Annotated in this window: 16 protein-coding genes and 1 tRNA gene; 11 read left to right on the plus strand and 6 right to left on the minus strand. The window is 70.9% G+C overall.

Features of this window, described 5'->3' with window-relative positions; genetic code table 11:
- Positions 1-79: 79 nt before the first annotated feature.
- Positions 80-1,513 (plus strand): pyruvate kinase, encoded by a 1,434-nt coding sequence (gene pyk / locus BMZ30_RS05550; RefSeq protein WP_093376008.1) that lies wholly within the window; start codon positions 80-82, stop codon positions 1,511-1,513.
- Positions 1,514-1,563: 50 nt separating this feature from the next.
- Here pyk and BMZ30_RS05555 read toward each other — a convergent pair whose 3' ends face one another.
- Positions 1,564-2,106 (minus strand): DUF6328 family protein, encoded by a 543-nt coding sequence (locus BMZ30_RS05555; protein ID WP_093376010.1) that lies wholly within the window; start codon positions 2,104-2,106, stop codon positions 1,564-1,566.
- A complete protein-coding gene (locus BMZ30_RS05560; RefSeq protein WP_143073135.1) occupies positions 2,103-3,191 on the minus strand; it encodes an FUSC family protein in 1,089 nt (362 codons plus the stop codon). Before BMZ30_RS05560 ends, BMZ30_RS05555 begins: the two co-directional genes overlap by 4 nt.
- A gap of 136 nt (positions 3,192-3,327) precedes the next feature.
- On the opposite strand from BMZ30_RS05560, the gene BMZ30_RS05565 reads away from it, so the two are divergent.
- From BMZ30_RS05565 to BMZ30_RS05575, 3 genes are all read left to right on the plus strand, one after another.
- Positions 3,328-4,032 carry a DUF2975 domain-containing protein gene (locus BMZ30_RS05565; RefSeq protein ID WP_093376014.1) on the plus strand — a complete coding sequence of 235 codons (705 nt, stop codon included), beginning with the start codon at positions 3,328-3,330 and terminating at the stop codon, positions 4,030-4,032.
- Entirely contained in the window at positions 4,029-4,280 is a 252-nt protein-coding gene (locus BMZ30_RS05570; RefSeq protein WP_093376016.1) for a helix-turn-helix domain-containing protein, read from the plus strand. The genes BMZ30_RS05565 and BMZ30_RS05570 overlap by 4 nt, the downstream gene beginning before the upstream one ends.
- 146 nt (positions 4,281-4,426) lie before the next feature.
- Positions 4,427-4,690 carry a PucR family transcriptional regulator gene (locus BMZ30_RS05575; RefSeq protein WP_093376018.1) on the plus strand — a complete coding sequence of 88 codons (264 nt, stop codon included), beginning with the start codon at positions 4,427-4,429 and terminating at the stop codon, positions 4,688-4,690.
- A gap of 56 nt (positions 4,691-4,746) precedes the next feature.
- On the opposite strand, the gene BMZ30_RS05580 is transcribed toward BMZ30_RS05575, so the two are convergent.
- Positions 4,747-4,820: transfer RNA gene (locus BMZ30_RS05580), tRNA-Leu, on the minus strand.
- Positions 4,821-4,930: 110 nt separating this feature from the next.
- Here BMZ30_RS05580 and BMZ30_RS05585 point away from each other — a divergent pair.
- Together BMZ30_RS05585 and BMZ30_RS05590 are read left to right on the plus strand one after the other, a co-directional pair.
- The gene (locus tag BMZ30_RS05585) at positions 4,931-5,617 is read left to right on the plus strand and encodes an ANTAR domain-containing response regulator (RefSeq protein ID WP_093376020.1); all 687 of its coding nucleotides are present in this window, start codon (positions 4,931-4,933) and stop codon (positions 5,615-5,617) included.
- Positions 5,618-5,786: 169 nt separating this feature from the next.
- Positions 5,787-6,464: a GNAT family N-acetyltransferase gene (locus tag BMZ30_RS05590; RefSeq protein WP_093376022.1), complete on the plus strand. Its 678-nt coding sequence runs from the start codon at positions 5,787-5,789 to the stop codon at positions 6,462-6,464.
- A gap of 13 nt (positions 6,465-6,477) precedes the next feature.
- On the opposite strand, the gene BMZ30_RS05595 is transcribed toward BMZ30_RS05590, so the two are convergent.
- Complete coding sequence (locus BMZ30_RS05595; protein WP_093376025.1) at positions 6,478-6,924, minus strand: hotdog fold thioesterase; 447 nt, start codon at positions 6,922-6,924, stop codon at positions 6,478-6,480.
- On the opposite strand from BMZ30_RS05595, the gene polA reads away from it, so the two are divergent.
- A complete protein-coding gene (gene polA / locus BMZ30_RS05600; protein ID WP_093376027.1) occupies positions 6,923-9,631 on the plus strand; it encodes a DNA polymerase I in 2,709 nt (902 codons plus the stop codon). The genes BMZ30_RS05595 and polA overlap by 2 nt on opposite strands.
- Positions 9,632-9,641: 10 nt before the next feature.
- On the opposite strand, the gene BMZ30_RS05605 is transcribed toward polA, so the two are convergent.
- Positions 9,642-10,427 (minus strand): class I SAM-dependent methyltransferase, encoded by a 786-nt coding sequence (locus BMZ30_RS05605; RefSeq protein ID WP_093376029.1) that lies wholly within the window; start codon positions 10,425-10,427, stop codon positions 9,642-9,644.
- 164 nt (positions 10,428-10,591) lie between these two features.
- Between BMZ30_RS05605 and BMZ30_RS05610 the strand changes: the two genes are divergently transcribed.
- Complete coding sequence (locus BMZ30_RS05610; protein WP_093376031.1) at positions 10,592-11,617, plus strand: 6-phosphofructokinase; 1,026 nt, start codon at positions 10,592-10,594, stop codon at positions 11,615-11,617.
- Positions 11,618-11,769: 152 nt separating this feature from the next.
- Positions 11,770-13,266: a 30S ribosomal protein S1 gene (rpsA, locus tag BMZ30_RS05615; RefSeq protein ID WP_093376033.1), complete on the plus strand. Its 1,497-nt coding sequence runs from the start codon at positions 11,770-11,772 to the stop codon at positions 13,264-13,266.
- 300 nt (positions 13,267-13,566) lie between these two features.
- Here rpsA and BMZ30_RS05620 read toward each other — a convergent pair whose 3' ends face one another.
- Entirely contained in the window at positions 13,567-15,453 is a 1,887-nt protein-coding gene (locus BMZ30_RS05620) for an ABC transporter ATP-binding protein (RefSeq protein ID WP_373296858.1), read from the minus strand.
- 113 nt (positions 15,454-15,566) lie between these two features.
- On the opposite strand from BMZ30_RS05620, the gene coaE reads away from it, so the two are divergent.
- Entirely contained in the window at positions 15,567-16,184 is a 618-nt protein-coding gene (gene coaE / locus BMZ30_RS05625; protein WP_093376037.1) for a dephospho-CoA kinase, read from the plus strand.
- Entirely contained in the window at positions 16,181-16,801 is a 621-nt protein-coding gene (pcp, locus tag BMZ30_RS05630) for a pyroglutamyl-peptidase I (protein ID WP_093376039.1), read from the plus strand. Before coaE ends, pcp begins: the two co-directional genes overlap by 4 nt.
- Positions 16,802-16,832 lie beyond the last annotated feature (31 nt).

A 16,832-nucleotide genomic window follows, 5' to 3' on the forward strand; every position in this document is an offset into this window, starting at 1 on the left:
GCCATAGCCGTCGCGAGGGACGGACCACTCCGACCATCGTCCTAATGAGCCACTGCACGTCGTGAACTAGGCTGGAGATATGCGCAGAGCAAAGATCGTATGCACCATCGGACCGGCGACGGCGTCGCCCGAGCAGCTTCAGAACCTGGTGGACGCCGGGATGGACGTTGCTCGTATCAACCGGAGCCACGGAGCTCCCGACGAGCACGAGGCGGTTTACCACAACGTCCGCGCCGCCGCGAAGGCCGCCGGCCGTCCGGTCGCCGTGCTGGTGGACCTGCAGGGCCCCAAGATCCGCCTCGGGCGGTTCGAGCGGGACGAGAAGTACTGGCTGAACGAGGGTGACGTCTTCACGATCACCACCGAGGACGTCGTGGGCACCAAGGAGCTGTGCTCCACCACCCACAAGGGCCTCCCCAACGACGCGCGCGTCGGCGACCCGATCCTCATCGACGACGGACGCGTCCTCGTGCGCATCACCGCCGTCGACGGTCCCCGCGTCGTCACCCGTGTCGAGGTCGGCGGTCCGGTGTCGAACAACAAGGGCCTCAACCTCCCGGGCGTCGCGGTCTCCGTGCCAGCGATGTCCGACAAGGACGAGACCGACCTGCGCTGGGCGATCCAGCTGGGCGCGGACATCATCGCCCTGTCGTTCGTGCGGAGCGCGGCCGACTACGCCGACGTCCGTCGCATCATGGAGGAGGAGGGCCGGATCCTTCCGGTCATCGCCAAGGTCGAGAAGCCGCAGGCGGTCGACAACCTCGTCGAGATCGTCGACGCGTTCGACGGCATCATGGTCGCTCGTGGCGACCTCGGCGTCGAGCTCCCGCTCGAGCAGGTGCCGCTGGTCCAGAAGCGCGCCGTCGAGCTCGCTCGCCGCGCCGCCAAGCCCGTCATCGTGGCGACGCAGGTGCTCGAGTCGATGATCTCCGCGCCGCGTCCGACGCGCGCTGAGGCCTCTGACTGCGCCAACGCCGTCCTCGACGGTGCGGACGCTGTCATGCTCTCGGGCGAGACCAGCGTCGGCGAGTATCCGATCGAGGCCGTGCGGACCATGGCGCGGATCATCGAGGTCACCGAGGAGCTCGGTCGGGAGCGCATCGCGCCCCTCGGCTCCACGCCGCACACCCGCGGTGGTGCCATCACGCGCGCCGCTGCGGAGATCGGCGAGACGCTCGGGGTCAAGTACCTCGCGACCTTCACGCAGTCGGGCGACTCCGCGCGGCGCATGTCGCGTCTTCGCTCGGGCATCCCGCTCATCGCCTTCACGCCGGACGAGTCGGTCCGCAACGTGCTCGCGCTGAGCTGGGGCGTCCAGGCCGAGCTCGTGGCCCCGGTGAAGGACACGGACGCCATGGTGCACCTCGTGGACAAGACGCTGCGCGAGAAGGGCCTGGGGGAGAACGGCGACTACGTCGTCGTCGTCGCCGGCGCCCCGGTCGGCGTCGTCGGCTCGACGAACTCGATCACCGTGCACAAGATCGGTGACGAGGCCGGCGGCCGCATCGCCTGATCTCGTACCGTCCCCCTGAGGGCGCCACCGACCACACGTCGGTGGCGCCCTCAGCGCCGTTCTGGCCCCTGAGCCTGGGCCCCCGAGCTCGACGGGTGAGGCTCGCCGGCCCGCCGACGCAGCGCGAGCGGCACGACGAGCCAGAGGACGACCAGCGCGCCGGCACCCACCAGGCCGGCGGTGATCGCGGCCGAGCGTGTCCCGACGACGTCGAAGAGCAGGAAGAGCGTCCCGACGAGGGCGAGGCCCAGGGTGGCGATCCCGGCCCGCGCGAGATGGTCGGCCTGCGACACCAGCTCGGCCTTCACGCGGCGCCCGAACACGGCGCGGTGCAGGCTGACCGGGGCGATCAGGAATCCGGTGGCCAGGACGCTCAGGCAGACGAGCACGAGGTACGCGGTCACCTGGACGTCGTCGAGCTCGGTGAAGCGCGACTGGAACGGCACGGTCAGCAGGAAGCCGGTGAGGATCTGCGCGCCCGTCTGGGTCACGCGCAGCTCTTGCAGCAGCTCACCCCAGTTGCGGTCCGAGCGCTCGTCCTTGGTCTCGTGCCTGCCGCGGACCGTGCCCGCGGCAGGATCCGATGGGGTCATGGCTCCTCCGTGCGGGCTGGCCCCGGGGCCACGTCGCGCGCGAGCGCGATGCGGTCAGTGGGCGTGAGCGCGGCGAGGGTGCGCCGCAACGTCGTCAGGACGGTGGCGACGACGAGCCCCTCGGGATCGGGTCCTGCGGCCTGCTCGTGCTCCTCGAGCGCGGCGGCGAGCGCGTGCATCGCGGCTTCGACGTCGGCCCTGGGTCCGGGCTTGTCGTCGAGCGGCCCGACGACGAGCACCGCCTGCCCGAGCTGCGCGAGCGCGTCGGCGAGGGGCCCGCGCATCTGTGGAGCGACCGCGCCGGCACGCGCGCCCCATGGCTGGTCGTCGGCGAGGGCGTAGAGGTCGTCGACCAGGAGCACGGTGCGCTCGAGCGCGCGAAAGGTCGCTCGCCGCGTGGGCGCGGCGTCGGGCCGCAGGCGCGCCCGCGGATTCGCCTGAGCCGCCTCGGTGAGGTCGTCGATCGCCCGCCGAGCGCGATCGGTCGCGCGGGCGAGCGTCTCGCCCCCCGGGGCGTGAGCGTCGGCGGTGTCGAGGTCGCGCCCGTCGCGGATCTGCTCCGCCGCGTCCGCAAGATGATCGGCGACGACCTCACGCAGGCGATCCAAGGCGTGGTCCGCCCGCTGCACCGGAAAGGCGGGGACGGCCGCGTTGACGAGGACGCCGACGACGGCGCCGAGGAGGAACAGGCCGGCGTAGGCACCCGCGTACCCGACCTCGTCCCCCTGGCCCAGCAGGACGACGAAGAGCGCGACGATCGGCACGTAGCTGCGGTTCTCGCCCAGCCACGGCAGCCCGGCGAGGAGCATCCCCACCCCGACGACGAGCCCGAGTGCCAGCACCCCGTTGCCGAGCAGCAGCTCCACGCCGAGTCCGGTCGCGGCACCCAGACTGATCGCGACCACGGCGCGCACCGACTGCGACGCCGAGCGTGCCACCGCGGGGTACATCGTCGCGATCGCGCCGAACGGCGCGTAGAACGCGTACTGGTCGGTGGCGGTGGGTAGCCGGAGCGCGATCAGCCAGGCGGCCATCGCCGCGACCGACGCCTTGAGGGCCATCACGACGCGAGGGCGTTCGAGCACCGTCAGGGGGTGACGGAGGCGACCGCGATCACGAACAGTCATCCCCTCAGTGCACTGGTGCCGCGGGCATCTAGCAACTGGAGGCTGTCATGGTTATTGTTCTTCGATAACATCGTATTTCGATAAGGAGAGCATCATGACGAGACTCCGCCTCCGCAATCAACGACGGGTATTCGCACTGCGTTGCGCGGAGGTCCTCATCGGAGCCGGGATCGTGGCGAGTGCGGCGACCGGTCTCGCGCATGTCGTCGGACCGAACGGTCTGGGGGTAGCTCAGTTCGAGCCGAGCTGGCCGTTCGTCGGTTCGAGCGCCTACCCGATGGCGGTCGAGGCGACCTTCGACGACGACGCCGGAGTGGATGTCACTCACGCCCCTGTCACCGTGAACACGAGCGACGGGACCCGCGATGCCGCGACGGGCGGGGGTGGACTGGAGATCTTCGGCCCGTTCACCGGCCGTGTGAGCTACATGAACCCGTCGTTGCCCGAGCGCTGGGCATGGGTCGCGTGGCAGGCCGCCCTGCCGATCCTGACAGCAGTGTCCTTGATCGTGGTCCTGAGGCTCGTGCGCTCGGTGCGCGTCGGGAGCCCGTTCACCGCGAGCAACGCCGTGCGGCTGCGGGCTCTCGCGCTGCTCGTCGGCGGCGGGGGGAGTCTCGTGTCGCTCGTGGGCGCGTTGGTGCCGAACTGGCTCCTCGGGACGTCGGGCGCGGCCGAGATCGTGCACCTCCGGGGCTATGTCTCGTTGGTCCCGCTCGTCGCCGGTGTGCTGATCGCCATCCTTGCGGAGGTCTGGCAGACCGGGATCGAGATGAATCGTGACCTGGACGGCACGGTGTGAGTGCCGACGACAGCGCGGGCATCAGGTGCCATCTCGATGCGCTGCTCGACGCGAGGGGAATGACCCTCACGGAGCTGGCGCGACGCGTCGACCTGACTCTCGCGAACCTGTCGATCTTGAAGAACGACCGCGCACGGGCGGTGCGCTTCTCTACGCTCGCGGCGATCTGCCGCGAGCTGGAGTGCGAACCAGGTGATCTGTTCTCCTACGACCCCGTGCGGGGTGGACGGCGCGGAACGACCAGGTGACGGACGGCTGCCTCCCTGGACACCGAGCCCGGGGAGGCAGTCGTGACGAGCCCGCAACGCGGGGTTCGCGCCCGCGGCGGCGCGGTACTCGCGCCACCCGCCGAACGCGGTGATCTCCGGGTGAACGCCTGCTCCTTGCCGTCCCGATGGCGGACCTCCGCACGTTTGCGGACGAGGCGATCGGTGCGCTCCGGGCCCACGACGAGATCCACGCCGGTGACATGTGCGAGACGCTCGAGGCGTTCCTCGCCCTCGGCAACGGCGCCGAGGCGGCGCGACGCCTGTACATCCACGACAACACCATGAAGCACCGGATGGCCCGGATGTCCGAGCTGCTCGGGGTAGACCTCCGCGAGCCGCGCACCCGGCTGACGCTGGCGCTGGCGCTCGAGGTGCGGAAGTTCGTCTGAGGCGAAGCGGTGAGCGGACGGCACCGGACGATGGGTCTCCTGTCCGTGCCGCACGGTGCCCCGGGTGGGATTCGAACCCACACTGGATCGGGTTTGAGCCGAACGCCTCTGCCGGTTGGGCTACCGGGGCCTGTGCAGGTCCTATCGAACCACACGGGCGCGGTGCGACGCTCCAGCCGGACCGGGTGGCGGACCTCGTGCACGCGCACGGTTCCCTGCGTGCGTGCGCAGGGAAGTAGGATGCATGGTGTGACTGAGAATGCCGAGGACGCCCGCGCCAAGATCGAGCTCGACCTGCCGCCGATGACGGTGCCGGAGGAGGAGCCGACTCCCACCGACAACGCCGCACCGCGCCAGCGGACGGCGATCGTCGTCGAGGACGAGGCGCTGATCCGCATGGACGTCGTCGAGACGTTGCGCGAGGCCGGGTTCGACGTCGTCGGCGAGGCGGGCGACGGGGAGACCGCGGTCGCGCTCGCGCTCGAGCACCGACCCGACGTCGTCGTTATGGACGTGAAGATGCCCGAGCTCGACGGCATCTCGGCGGCCGAGCGGATCGCCAAGGCGCACGCAGCGCCGGTCGTCCTGCTCACGGCGTTCTCCCAGACCGAGCTGGTCGAGCGCGCCCGCGACGCGGGAGCGATGGCCTACGTCATCAAGCCGTTCAGCCCAGCGGACCTGCTGCCGGCCGTCGAGATCGCCATCTCGCGGTACTCGGAGATCTCCGCGCTGTCGGCGGAGGTCGCTGACCTCACCGAGCGCTTCGAGACCCGCAAGCGGGTGGACCGGGCGAAGGGCCTGCTCATGACCAAGATGGGCCTGAGCGAGCCGGAGTCCTTCCGCTGGATCCAGAAGACGTCGATGGACCGCCGCCTCACCATGCGCGAGGTCGCGGACGCCGTCATCGACCAGGTCGGCAAGGGCTGACGTCATCTCTCGGCCAGGGGTGGTGGCACCTTGTGGTCACGGATCGGCATCGGTATGTTGAGTGCGCCTGTTCAGCACCTCGATGACGTGGTATCGGGCAGTGTTCTTATCCGCAGGGGGCGGTGTTCTGCGGCGACCGCTGAGCACGACGAGTGTGGGAGGTCCTTGAGTGCGCGCGTCAGTTGAGGTTCGCCACGCGTCGGCTGCCGACCTCCCCGAGGTCGCCCGGCTGTGTCTCGTCGCCCGCGACGAGACCGCGACGCCGTCACAGATCTGCCAGTCGGACACGAGCAAGCTGCAGCGGCAGCTCGGCGTGCTGCTCTCGGTCCCGGGCGGTCGCATCTACGTCGCTTCCGACGACTCGACCGTGGTCGGCTTCATGCTCGCCCGGATCGTCGAGTCCAACGTCTACAACGACGAGCCCGTGCTGTACATCGAGGGCATCTACGTCGACGAGACCTCGCGTCGCCGCGGCGTCGGGCACGCGTTGCTCACCGCGGCAGCGCAGACGGCGGTCGAGGCTGGCGCCGACGAGGTCTACTCCGTGCCCATCCCGGGCTCGCGTGCCGTCCAGCGCTTCCTCGCGCGGATGGGCTTCGCGCCCGCCGCGGCCCACCGGGTGGTGTCCACGACGCAGCTCCTGCGCAAGCTCGGCGCCGAGTCGACCGTCGGTCGGCGCGGCCCCCGCGGCCTGGAGGACCTGATCGCGCGACGCCGCAAGGCGCGCATCGAGACGCAGTCCGGCCCGGTGGATCTCCGGGAGCTGCGGGGACGGCTCGCCGCGCGCGGCGTCGCGTCGCTGGAAGAGGCGCCGTCCGACGCCGCCCCGCTCAAGCGCCTGGTCTGAGCGGTCCCTGGCGTCAGGCGCGCTTGTCGTCGAGGATCATGCACGTCAGCCGGGCCGTGCACACGCGCCGGCCGGCCTCGTCCGTGATCTCGATGTCGTAGGACGCCAACGTGCGGCCGAGGTGGATTGCGCGCGCCTCTGCGGTGACCACGCCCTCGCGGACGGCACGGTGGTGCGTGGCGTTCAGGTCGAGCCCGACGACGCCGCGGTCCGTCCCCGCGTGCGCGATCGCTGCGTAGGAGGCGGCGGTCTCGGCGAGCGCCGCGGAGGCCCCCCCGTGCAGCAGTCCGGCGGGTTGCGTGTTGCCCAGCACCGGCATCGTCGCGACGGTGCGCTCCGCGGACCAGTGCGTGATCTCGATGCCGAGCCGCTCGACGAGCGTGCCGCGAGCGATCGCGGCGAGAGCGGACAGGTCGGCGGTCGGCGTGCCCGCGGGCGACGGAGAGTGCGTGTCGGTCATGGGCGCTAGGTTGTCAGGTGTGAGTGACAACGCGCGACCTCGGCTCCTTCTGATCGACGGCCACTCGATGGCGTTCCGGGCGTACTTCGCCCTGCCTGTCGACAAGTTCACGACCTCGAGCGGCCAGAGCACCAACGCGGTGCACGGCTTCGTCTCGATGCTCGCGAACCTCATCAAGACCGAGCAACCGACGCACCTGGCGGTCGCGTTCGACGCCGGCAGCACCACGTTCCGCACCGAACGCTTCCCCAGCTACAAGGGCACCCGCGACGCCACGCCGGAGCCCTTCAAGGGTCAGGTGCCTCTGATCATGGAGGTGCTCGAGGCGATGAACGTGCCCTTCCTGGAGAAGGACAACTTCGAGGCGGACGACATCCTCGCGACGCTCTCGTCCCAGGCCGACGCGGCGGGCATGCAGGTGCTCGTCTGCTCGGGGGACCGTGACTCCCTGCAGTTCGTCAACGAGAACGTCACCGTGCTGTACCCGGTCAAGGGCGTGTCCGAGCTCGCGCGCATGACACCCGAGGCCGTCCAGACCAAGTACGGGGTAGCGCCGCACCAGTACCCGGACCTCGCCGCCCTGGTGGGAGAGACGAGTGACAACATCCCGGGTGTCCCCGGGGTCGGTCCCAAGACGGCCGCCAAGTGGATCAACCAGTACGGGTCGTTGTCGGGTGTGCTCGAACACGCGGAGGAGATCAAGGGCAAGGCCGGGGAGTCGCTGCGGGCGCACCTCGAGCAGGTCCGGCTCAACCGGGAGCTCAACCACCTGCTCACCGACGTGGAGCTGCCCATCGCGCCGGGGGACCTCGCGGCGCAGCCGTGGGACCGGGAGGCGATGCACCGGGTCTTCGACGCCCTGCAGTTCCGCACGCTGCGCGAGCGGCTGTTCGCCATGGTGCCAAGCGAGGACGAGGCGGGGGCGGTCGACGCCGACGCCGCCGAGGTCACGCTCGTGGACCTCGAGGAGGGTGCGCTCGGAGCGTGGTTGGAGGCACGCGGAGGTCAGGCGGTCGGGCTGCAGGTCGCAGGAGTCACGACGCCCGCGGGTGCCGACGCCTGGCAGGTCGCCCTCGCCGCAGACGGCGCAGCGGTCGTGGTCGATCTCGCGGACGTGGCTGACGTGGACGAGCGCGCCCTCGCTGCGTGGCTCACCGACGCGACCGCCCCGAAGGTGGTGCACGGGTCCAAGGGTGCGTGGCACGCGCTGCGCTCGCGCGGGCTCGACCTGAGCGGCGTGACCTTCGACACCGAGCTCGCCGCCTACCTGTGCCACCCGGACCAGCGCAGCTACGACCTGGCCGACCTCAGCATCCGGCACCTCCACCGCGAGCTGCGCCTCGAGGCCGACGACGCCGCGGGCCAGGGCGCGCTCGACCTGGAGCTCGGCGGCGACTCCGCCGCCCGCCGGCTCGCCGTGCACGCCACGGTCCTGGTCGACCTGGCCGAGGCGCTCGGAGCGGACCTCACCGACCGGGGCGCCGACCGTCTGCTGAGCGACCTCGAGCTGCCCCTCACCCGGGTGCTGGCCGAGATGGAGCACCGCGGCATCGCGATCGACGTGGACTCGCTGCGCGAGCTGGAGCGTCACTTCGCCGACCTCGTCGCCCAGGCGGCGGCAGCGGCGTACGAGGTGATCGGCCGCGAGGTGAACCTGGGCTCTCCCAAGCAGCTGCAGGAGGTCCTCTTCGACCAGCTGGAGATGCCCAAGACGAAGAAGATCAAGACGGGCTACACCACCGACGCGGCGTCTCTGTCAGACCTCTTCACGCGCACGGAACACCCGTTCCTCGCTCACCTCCTCGCGCACCGTGACGCGACCCGGCTGCGGCAGACGGTCGAGGGGCTGCTCAAGGCGGTCGGGGCCGACGGACGGATCCGGACCACGTTCCAGCAGACCATCGCGGCGACCGGCCGGCTGAGCTCAGCGGACCCGAACCTCCAGAACATCCCCATCCGCACCGAGGCCGGGCGCCAGATCCGCCGGGTGTTCACGGTCGGAGACGGCTACGAGACGCTCCTGACCGCGGACTACAGCCAGATCGAGATGCGCATCATGGCGCACCTGTCCGGCGACGCCGGGCTGATCGAGGCCTTCCGGTCGGGCGAGGACCTGCACCGCTACGTCGGGTCCCGGGTGTTCGGCGTGCCCACGACCGAGGTCACCGCGGCGATGCGGTCCAAGATCAAGGCGATGAGCTACGGCCTGGCCTACGGGCTGTCGGCCTTCGGACTGTCGAAGCAGCTGAACATCGAGGTCGGCGAGGCCTCCGGGCTCATGGAGGACTACTTCCGCCGCTTCGGCGGGGTGCGCGACTACCTCACCGGCGTGGTGGAGGAGGCGCGGGCGACCGGCTACACGGCGACCATCCTGGGCCGACGCCGCTACCTGCCGGACCTCACGAGCGACAACCGGCAGCGTCGCGAGATGGCCGAGCGGATGGCCCTCAACGCGCCCATCCAGGGCTCGGCCGCCGACCTCATCAAGGTCGCGATGCTCGGGGTCGACCGGGAGCTGCGGGACCAGGGGCTCGCGTCACGGTTGCTGCTGCAGGTCCATGACGAGCTCGTGCTCGAGGTCGCGCCGGGGGAGCGGGACGCCGTCGAGGCGCTCGTCCGCACGCAGATGGGCGCGGCAGCCGCGCTGTCGGTGCCGCTCGACGTCTCGGTCGGGGTCGGCACGACCTGGCACGAGGCCGGGCACTGATCAGGACGGCTCAGACGGGGCGGCTGGCGACGAAGATCGCCGTCCCGGGGATCCGGGCGCCGCGCAGCGCGGACCAGCCGCCCCACGTGCGGTCGTGCCCCGCCGGCCACTCCGGCTCGACGAGGTCCTCGAGGACGAGGCCGGCGGAGCGCAGCTCGCGCACGTGGTCGCCGAGCGTCCGGTGGTACTCGACGTAGCTGACCTGGCCGTCCTCGGAGCGCTCGGCGTACGGAGTTCGGTCGAAGTACGACCGGCTGACCGTCAGGCCGCCCGCCCCGGGGTCGTCGGGGAAGGCCCAGCGCACCGGGTGCGTGACTGAGAACACCCATCGCCCCCCGGGGCGCAGGACGCGCGCGACCTCCTCGTGCACGGCGGCGGCGTCGGGCACGAAGGGCAGGGCCCCGTACGAGGTGAACACCACGTCGAAGGAGGCGTCCGCGAACGGGAGCTGCCGCGCGTCCGCCTGCACGAGCGTGGGCCTGGTGCCGGTGCTGGCCGCCGCGCGCAGCATGCCGCCGGAGAGGTCGGTCGCCACAGCCTGCGCCCCGCGCGCTGCCAGCCAGGCCGAGCACTGGGCCGCGCCCGCGCCGATCTCGAGCACCTGCCTGCCGCGCACGTCACCGAGGATCCTCGCGTCACCCTCGCGCAGGCCCTCGGGGCACCAGCAGAAGTCCGCCTCGCCCAGGAAGTCGCCGTGCTCGGCGAGGTACTCGCTCGCGTTGGTGTCCCACCACGACCGGCTCGCCGGTCCTGCGGCGTCGTCGGGAACGTCCTGGTAGCCGGCTCGCGTCGTCATGGTCCCATCCTCGCAGCGGGTGTCGCCGTAGATCGCCGGGGCGAGGGGTGTCCACGCGGGACCTTGGGCTGACCTGGGTCACAGTGGTGTCGGTAGTCTGGCCGAGGACGACGCCTCCGGGCGTGAATGCACACGCGCCGTCGGGCGCCGAGGGAGATCACAGCATGCGCATCGGACTGCTGACCGGCGGCGGAGACTGCCCGGGCCTGAACGCCGCGATCCGCGCGGTCGTGAAGCAGGGCCTGGGGGAGTACGGCCACTCGATCATCGGTTTCCGCAACGGCTGGAAGGGCGTGGTCGACGGCGACGTCATGCCGCTCGAGCGTCAGCACATCCGCAACGTGCTCCCCGTCGGCGGCACGCTGCTCGGTACGGCTCGCTTCCACCCGAACGCGAACGACGGATCGATGGACGCCGTCCTCGCGACGCTGGAGGCGGAGCGCATCGAGGCGCTGATCTGCATCGGTGGTGACGGGACGCTGCACGCGGCTAGCAAGGTCGCGGAGTCCGGCGTGAAGATCGTGGCGATCCCCAAGACGATCGACAATGACGTGTTCGGCACAGACCTCTCGATCGGCTTCCACACGGCCGTCAACATCGCCACCGAGGCGATCGACCGCATCCACACCACGGCGGAGAGCCACAACCGCGTCATGGTCGTCGAGGTCATGGGGCGGCACGCTGGCTGGATCGCCGTCAACGCCGGGATCGCCGGTGGTGCCGAGATCGTGCTTGCTCCCGAGGAGCCGTTCGACATGGACAAGATCACCAAGTTCCTCAAGCACCGTCACCGTGCGCACGCGAACTTCTCGATCGTCGTCGTCGCCGAGGGCGCGCACGCGATCCCGGGCAGCTCCATGGAGTACGAGGTCCAGCTGGGCAAGTACGGCGAGATCGTGGCCGGCGCGATCGGCGAGCGCGTGGCCGCGGAGATCGCTGCGCGCACAGGCTTCGACACCCGCCTGACGGTCCTGGGGCACACCCAGCGCGGCGGCATCCCCACGCCGACCGACCGCATCCTCGGCTCTCGGTTCGGGGTGGCTGCCGTCGACGCGATCACGCGGGGCGAGACGAACGTCATGACCGCGCTCCGGGACGACAGCGTCGTGCTGGTCCCGCTCTCCGAGGTCGCCGGGAAGGTCAAGCACGTGCCCCGCGAGCTGCTCAACGTGGCGCACGCGCTTTCCTGAGCAGCGCTTTGCGGCCGGGGCCCCGGGACGGGTAGGGTGGTCGGCGGCGTGGAGTGTCTTCTCTGTGCCTGTCGCGCGTCGCACGAGCCCCAGTGCTCCGAGGCCCGCACCCTGTCCGCACTACACCTGTCCGCATCGGAGCATCAGACTCAATGACCACCCCTACTCCTTCGAAGTCCACGCCGCAGGTCGCTGTCAACGACATCGGCTCTGCTGAGGACTTCCTCGCCGCCATCGACGCCACCATCAAGTACTTCAATGACGGTGACATCGTCGAGGGCACCATCGTCAAGGTTGACCGTGACGAGGTCCTCCTCGACATCGGTTACAAGACCGAAGGCGTCATCCCCTCCCGCGAGCTCTCCATCAAGCACGACGTCGACCCCGGTGAGGTCGTCAAGGTCGGCGACGCGGTCGAGGCCCTGGTGCTCCAGAAGGAGGACAAGGAAGGCCGTCTGATCCTCTCCAAGAAGCGCGCACAGTACGAGCGCGCCTGGGGCACGATCGAGAAGGTCAAGGAGGAGGACGGCGTCGTCACTGGCACCGTCATCGAGGTCGTCAAGGGTGGCCTCATCCTCGACATCGGCCTGCGCGGCTTCCTGCCCGCGTCGCTCGTCGAGATGCGTCGCGTCCGCGACCTCCAGCCGTACGTCGGCAAGGAGATCGAGGCGAAGATCATCGAGCTCGACAAGAACCGCAACAACGTCGTGCTCTCGCGTCGTGCGTGGCTCGAGCAGACGCAGTCCGAGGTCCGTTCCACCTTCCTGCAGACGCTGCAGAAGGGCCAGGTCCGCCCCGGTGTCGTCTCGTCGATCGTCAACTTCGGTGCGTTCGTGGACCTCGGCGGCGTCGACGGTCTCGTGCACGTCTCCGAGCTGTCCTGGAAGCACATCGACCACCCGGGCGAGGTCGTCGAGGTCGGCCAGGAGGTCACCGTCGAGGTGCTCGACGTCGACTTCGACCGCGAGCGTGTCTCCCTGTCGCTCAAGGCGACGCAGGAGGACCCGTGGCAGGCCTTCGCCCGTACGCACGCCATCGGTCAGGTCGTGCCGGGTAAGGTCACCAAGCTGGTTCCGTTCGGCGCGTTCGTGCGCGTCGAGGACGGCATCGAGGGCCTCGTGCACATCTCCGAGCTCGCGGTCCGCCACGTCGACCTGCCCGAGCAGGTCGTCACGGTGGGCGACGACGCGTTCGTCAAGGTCATCGACATCGACCTCGAGCGTCGCCGCATCTCGCTGTCGCTGAAGCAGGCGAACGAGGGCGTCGACCCCGAGTCCGAGGACTTCGACCCCGCGCTGTACGGCATGGCCGCCGAGTACGACGAGGCCGGGAACTACAAGTACCCGGAGGGCTTCGACCCGGAGACCAACGAGTGGCTCGAGGGCTACGAGACCCAGCGCGAGGCCTGGGAGGCGCAGTACGCCAAGGCTCACTCCCGCTGGGAGGCGCACCGCAAGCAGGTTGCCGAGGCCATCAAGGCCGACGCCGACGCCGCTTCCGCGCCCGAGGCGAACAGCAGCTCCAGCTCGAGCAGCAGCTCCGCGGCTCCCTCGACCTACTCCTCGGCTCCGGCCCAGGAGGAGACCGGTGGGACCCTCGCCTCCGACGAGGCGCTCGCCGCTCTGCGCGAGAAGCTCACGGGCGCGTGATCGCCCCCGGCACTCAGTGCCGGTGATCTGACGCGAAGGCCGGTCCCTGCCAGGGGGCCGGCCTTCGTGCTGCCCGGAGGACGCAGCCGCCGGCCCAGCGGCCGCTCGCAACCCGTGCGGCCGCGCTTCGCCCGCGGCCCGGCCCTCCGTCCGCGGCCCGGCCCTCCGCTGCGCAGTGTCTGCTGCCCACCTGCGCGACTTCGCGAGCTTGTGCGCGACTTCGTCAGCTTGAAGTAGCGATCTCGCGGGCAAAGTCACGAGCTCGGCGGCTGTGCTCACCGCGAGTGCCGGCCGCCCGGGTCAGGCTTCCGTGGTCGCGAACTGCTGGCGGTACAGGTCCGCGTAGAGCCCGCCCGTGGCGAGGAGCTCGGTGTGCGTCCCGGTCGCGACCACGTGCCCGTCCTCGAGCACGACGATCCGTGCGGCGTCCCGGATGGTCGAGAGGCGGTGCGCGATCACGATCGACGTGCGCCCGGCCAGAGCGGCAGCCAGCGCCTTCTGCACGGCCGCCTCGGACTCCGAGTCCAGGTGCGCGGTCGCCTCGTCGAGCACGACGACGTCGGGCGCCTTGAGCAGCAGCCGGGCGATCGCGAGTCGCTGGCGCTCGCCCCCGGACAGGCGGTAGCCGCGATCGCCCACGACGGTGTCGATGCCCGCCGGCAGGGTGTGCACGAGCGTGTCGATGTGTGCGGCACGCAGCGCGTCCCAGATCTCCGCGTCCGAGGCGCCGGGTCGGGCGTAGCGAAGGTTGTTCGCGATCGTGTCGTGGAACATGTGCGAGTCCTGCGGCACGGTGCCGACGACGGCACGCAGCGACTCTCCTGTGACCTGGCGCAGGTCGAGCCCCGCGATCGTGATCGCGCCGGCCGTGGGGTCGTACATGCGCGTCACGAGGTGGCTGAGCGTGGTCTTGCCGGCTCCCGAAGGCCCGACGAGCGCGACCATCTCGCCCGGTGCGACGCGGAAGGACACGTCGTGCAGGGTCGGGGCGACCGGGTCGCTCGACAGCTGTGCCACCGACTCCAACGAGGCCAGCGAGACGTCCTGAGCGCTGGGGTACGTGAAGCCCACGTGCCGCAGCTCGACGGTCGCACCCGCCTCGGCCACGGCGCCGCGCAGATCCTGAGCATCGGGGGCGTCGGTCACGCTCGGCTTCAGGTCGAGCACCTCGAAGACCCGCTCGAAGCTCACCAGCGCTGTCATGACGTCCACCTGGACGTTCGACAGGGCGGTCAGCGGCCCATACAGCCGGCCGAGATAGGCCGTGAGCGCGATGACGACGCCGACCGTCACGGACCCCGTGATCGCCATGACCCCGCCGAAGCCGTAGACCACCGCGACCGCGACGGCAGCGACGGTCGTCAGGGCGATGCGGAAGATCGTGCCGTACATCGCCTGCTTCACCCCGATGTCGCGCACCCGTCGCGCGGCGGACGCGTAACCCTCGGCCTCGTCCGCAGGGCGCCCGTACGTCTTGGCCAGCTGGGCGCCCGCGACGTTGAAGCGCTCGTTCATGATCTGCGCCGTCTCCGCGTTGATCGCGTAGCTCTCCCGCGTGATCGTGGCGAGCCGAGGGCCGATCCACTGCGCCGGGAAGACGAACGCCGGGACCAGCACCAGGGACAGGAGCGTGAGCTGCCAGGACATGGTGAGCATCGCGGCCAGCACGAACACGACGGTCAAGACGTTGCTGAACACGTTGGACAGGGTCGACGTGAAGGCCTGCTGGGCTCCGAGGACGTCGCCGTTGAGCCGCTGCACGAGCGCGCCGGTCTTCGTCCGCGCGAAGAATGCGAGCGGCATCCGCTGCACGTGGTCGAACACGGCGGTCCGCAGGTCGAAGATGAGCCCCTCACCGATGCGCGCGGAGATCCAGCGCTGCCACAGGCCGAGCGCGCCGGACACGAGAGCGATGGCCGCGACGCCGGCCGAGAGCCCGATCACCACGTCCCGGCGTCCGGGGGTGATCCCGTCGTCGATGATCGCCTTGAAGAGCAGGGGAGTGAGGGCTCCGAGCGCGGCATCGATGCAGATCAGCACCAGGAACAGCGCGAGCTGCCGGCGGTACGGCCGGGCGAACCCGAGCACGCGTCGCAGCGTGCCCTCGGCGAGGTGATGGTCGGCCACCGACTTGTCCTGGCGGAATGTCCGCATCCCGCCCGGCCCGCCGAACCCGCTGTGACCCATCGCCATGTGCTGCTCCTTGTTCGCTGCTCCGCACCCGACCCTACGCCGCACGGCAGGGCCGGGCCCGCGCTCCGAGGTGGCCGACGATGCCCGGGCGCGGCAGGATGGCGCACATGATGCGCATCGGGCTGACAGGAGGCATCGCCGCGGGGAAGTCGGTCGCGGCGCACACGTTCGCGGAGCTCGGCGCGGTCCTGATCGACCACGACGTGCTCGCCCGGCGCGTGGTCGCGCCCGGCACGGTGGTCCTCGACCGGCTGGTCGAGCGGTTCGGCGAGGAGGTCCTCGACGCCGACGGCGCGCTGGACCGAGCAGCGCTGGGCCACCTGGTGTTCAACGACCCCGCCGCGCGGGCGGACCTCGACGCGATCGTGCATCCCGACATCCATCGCCTCGCCGCGCAGGAGGAGGCGGGCGCGGTGGCGGCCGACGCTGACGCGATCGTCGTGCACGACATCCCGCTCCTGGTCGAGACGGGCCAGGAGGAGACCTTCCACCTGGTGGCGGTCGTCGACGCGCCAGCCGACCTGCGGATCCGGCGGCTGGTCGAGCAGCGCGGGCTCGGCCTCCCCGACGCCCGCCGTCGCGTGGCAGCCCAGGCCGACGACGCCGTCCGGCTCGCCGCCGCCGACGTGGTGCTGCCCGGTACAGGGACGGAGGACGAGCTGCGCGCGGCGGTCCGAGCCCTCTGGCGCCGCCTGCAGACCGAGGTCGAGGAGGAGCACGAGTGAGGGTCCTCCTGACGGGGTTCGAGCCCTTCGCGGGCGCAGCGACCAACCCGTCGTGGGACGTGGCGCGCGCGGTGGCGGCCGCGTGGTCGAGGCCCGAGGAGGTGCACGCGGTGCAGCTGCCGTGCGTGTTTGCCTCCGCCCCCGAGGCGCTCGCCGACGCGCTCGCGACGCACGACCCGGACGTGGTGGTGGCTCTCGGACTGGCGCCCGGGCGCGTGGGCGTGACCCCCGAGCGCGTTGCCGTGAACCTCGCGGACGCGCGCATCGCCGACAACGCCGGAGCCCAGCCGCGCGACGCCGAGGTCGTGCCTGGCGGCCCGGCCGCCTACTTCACCACGCTCCCGGTGAAGGCGGCCGTCGCGGCGGTGCACGAGGCCGGGCTGGCGGCATCGGTGTCGCTGACGGCCGGCAGCTACGTGTGCAACGCGACGTTCTATGCGCTCCAGCACGCGACCGCGGGGACCGGAACACGGTCCGGGTTCGTGCACGTGCCGGACGTGGGCGACGGGCCCGGGCAGATGAGCGCGCGTGACCTCGAGCGCGCGGTGACCGCCGTCGTCCGCGCGTGCCTCGACCACGCGACCGACCTCGCCGTCGTCGGGGGCGAGGTCTCCTGAGCCGTCCGCGGTGCGCCGTGTCAGAGGGCCG

The organism is Flavimobilis marinus (genome assembly GCF_900113055.1).
Lineage (GTDB): Bacteria > Actinomycetota > Actinomycetes > Actinomycetales > Cellulomonadaceae > Flavimobilis > Flavimobilis marinus.

Excerpts from the sequence above, each read along its gene's own strand:
- rpsA (WP_093376033.1), top strand. The coding sequence starts at position 11,770 with ATGACCACCCCTACTCCTTCGAAGTCCACGCCGCAGGTCGCTGTCAAC.
- coaE (WP_093376037.1), top strand. The coding sequence starts at position 15,567 with ATGATGCGCATCGGGCTGACAGGAGGCATCGCCGCGGGGAAGTCGGTC.
- BMZ30_RS05605 (WP_093376029.1), bottom strand. The coding sequence starts at position 10,427 with ATGACGACGCGAGCCGGCTACCAGGACGTTCCCGACGACGCCGCAGGA.
- BMZ30_RS05595 (WP_093376025.1), bottom strand. The coding sequence starts at position 6,924 with ATGACCGACACGCACTCTCCGTCGCCCGCGGGCACGCCGACCGCCGAC.
- BMZ30_RS05610 (WP_093376031.1), top strand. The coding sequence starts at position 10,592 with ATGCGCATCGGACTGCTGACCGGCGGCGGAGACTGCCCGGGCCTGAAC.
- BMZ30_RS05620 (WP_373296858.1), bottom strand. The coding sequence starts at position 15,453 with ATGGGTCACAGCGGGTTCGGCGGGCCGGGCGGGATGCGGACATTCCGC.
- pyk (WP_093376008.1), top strand. The coding sequence starts at position 80 with ATGCGCAGAGCAAAGATCGTATGCACCATCGGACCGGCGACGGCGTCG.
- BMZ30_RS05585 (WP_093376020.1), top strand. The coding sequence starts at position 4,931 with ATGCATGGTGTGACTGAGAATGCCGAGGACGCCCGCGCCAAGATCGAG.
- BMZ30_RS05575 (WP_093376018.1), top strand. The coding sequence starts at position 4,427 with ATGGCGGACCTCCGCACGTTTGCGGACGAGGCGATCGGTGCGCTCCGG.
- polA (WP_093376027.1), top strand. The coding sequence starts at position 6,923 with ATGGGCGCTAGGTTGTCAGGTGTGAGTGACAACGCGCGACCTCGGCTC.
- BMZ30_RS05565 (WP_093376014.1), top strand. The coding sequence starts at position 3,328 with ATGACGAGACTCCGCCTCCGCAATCAACGACGGGTATTCGCACTGCGT.
- BMZ30_RS05555 (WP_093376010.1), bottom strand. The coding sequence starts at position 2,106 with ATGACCCCATCGGATCCTGCCGCGGGCACGGTCCGCGGCAGGCACGAG.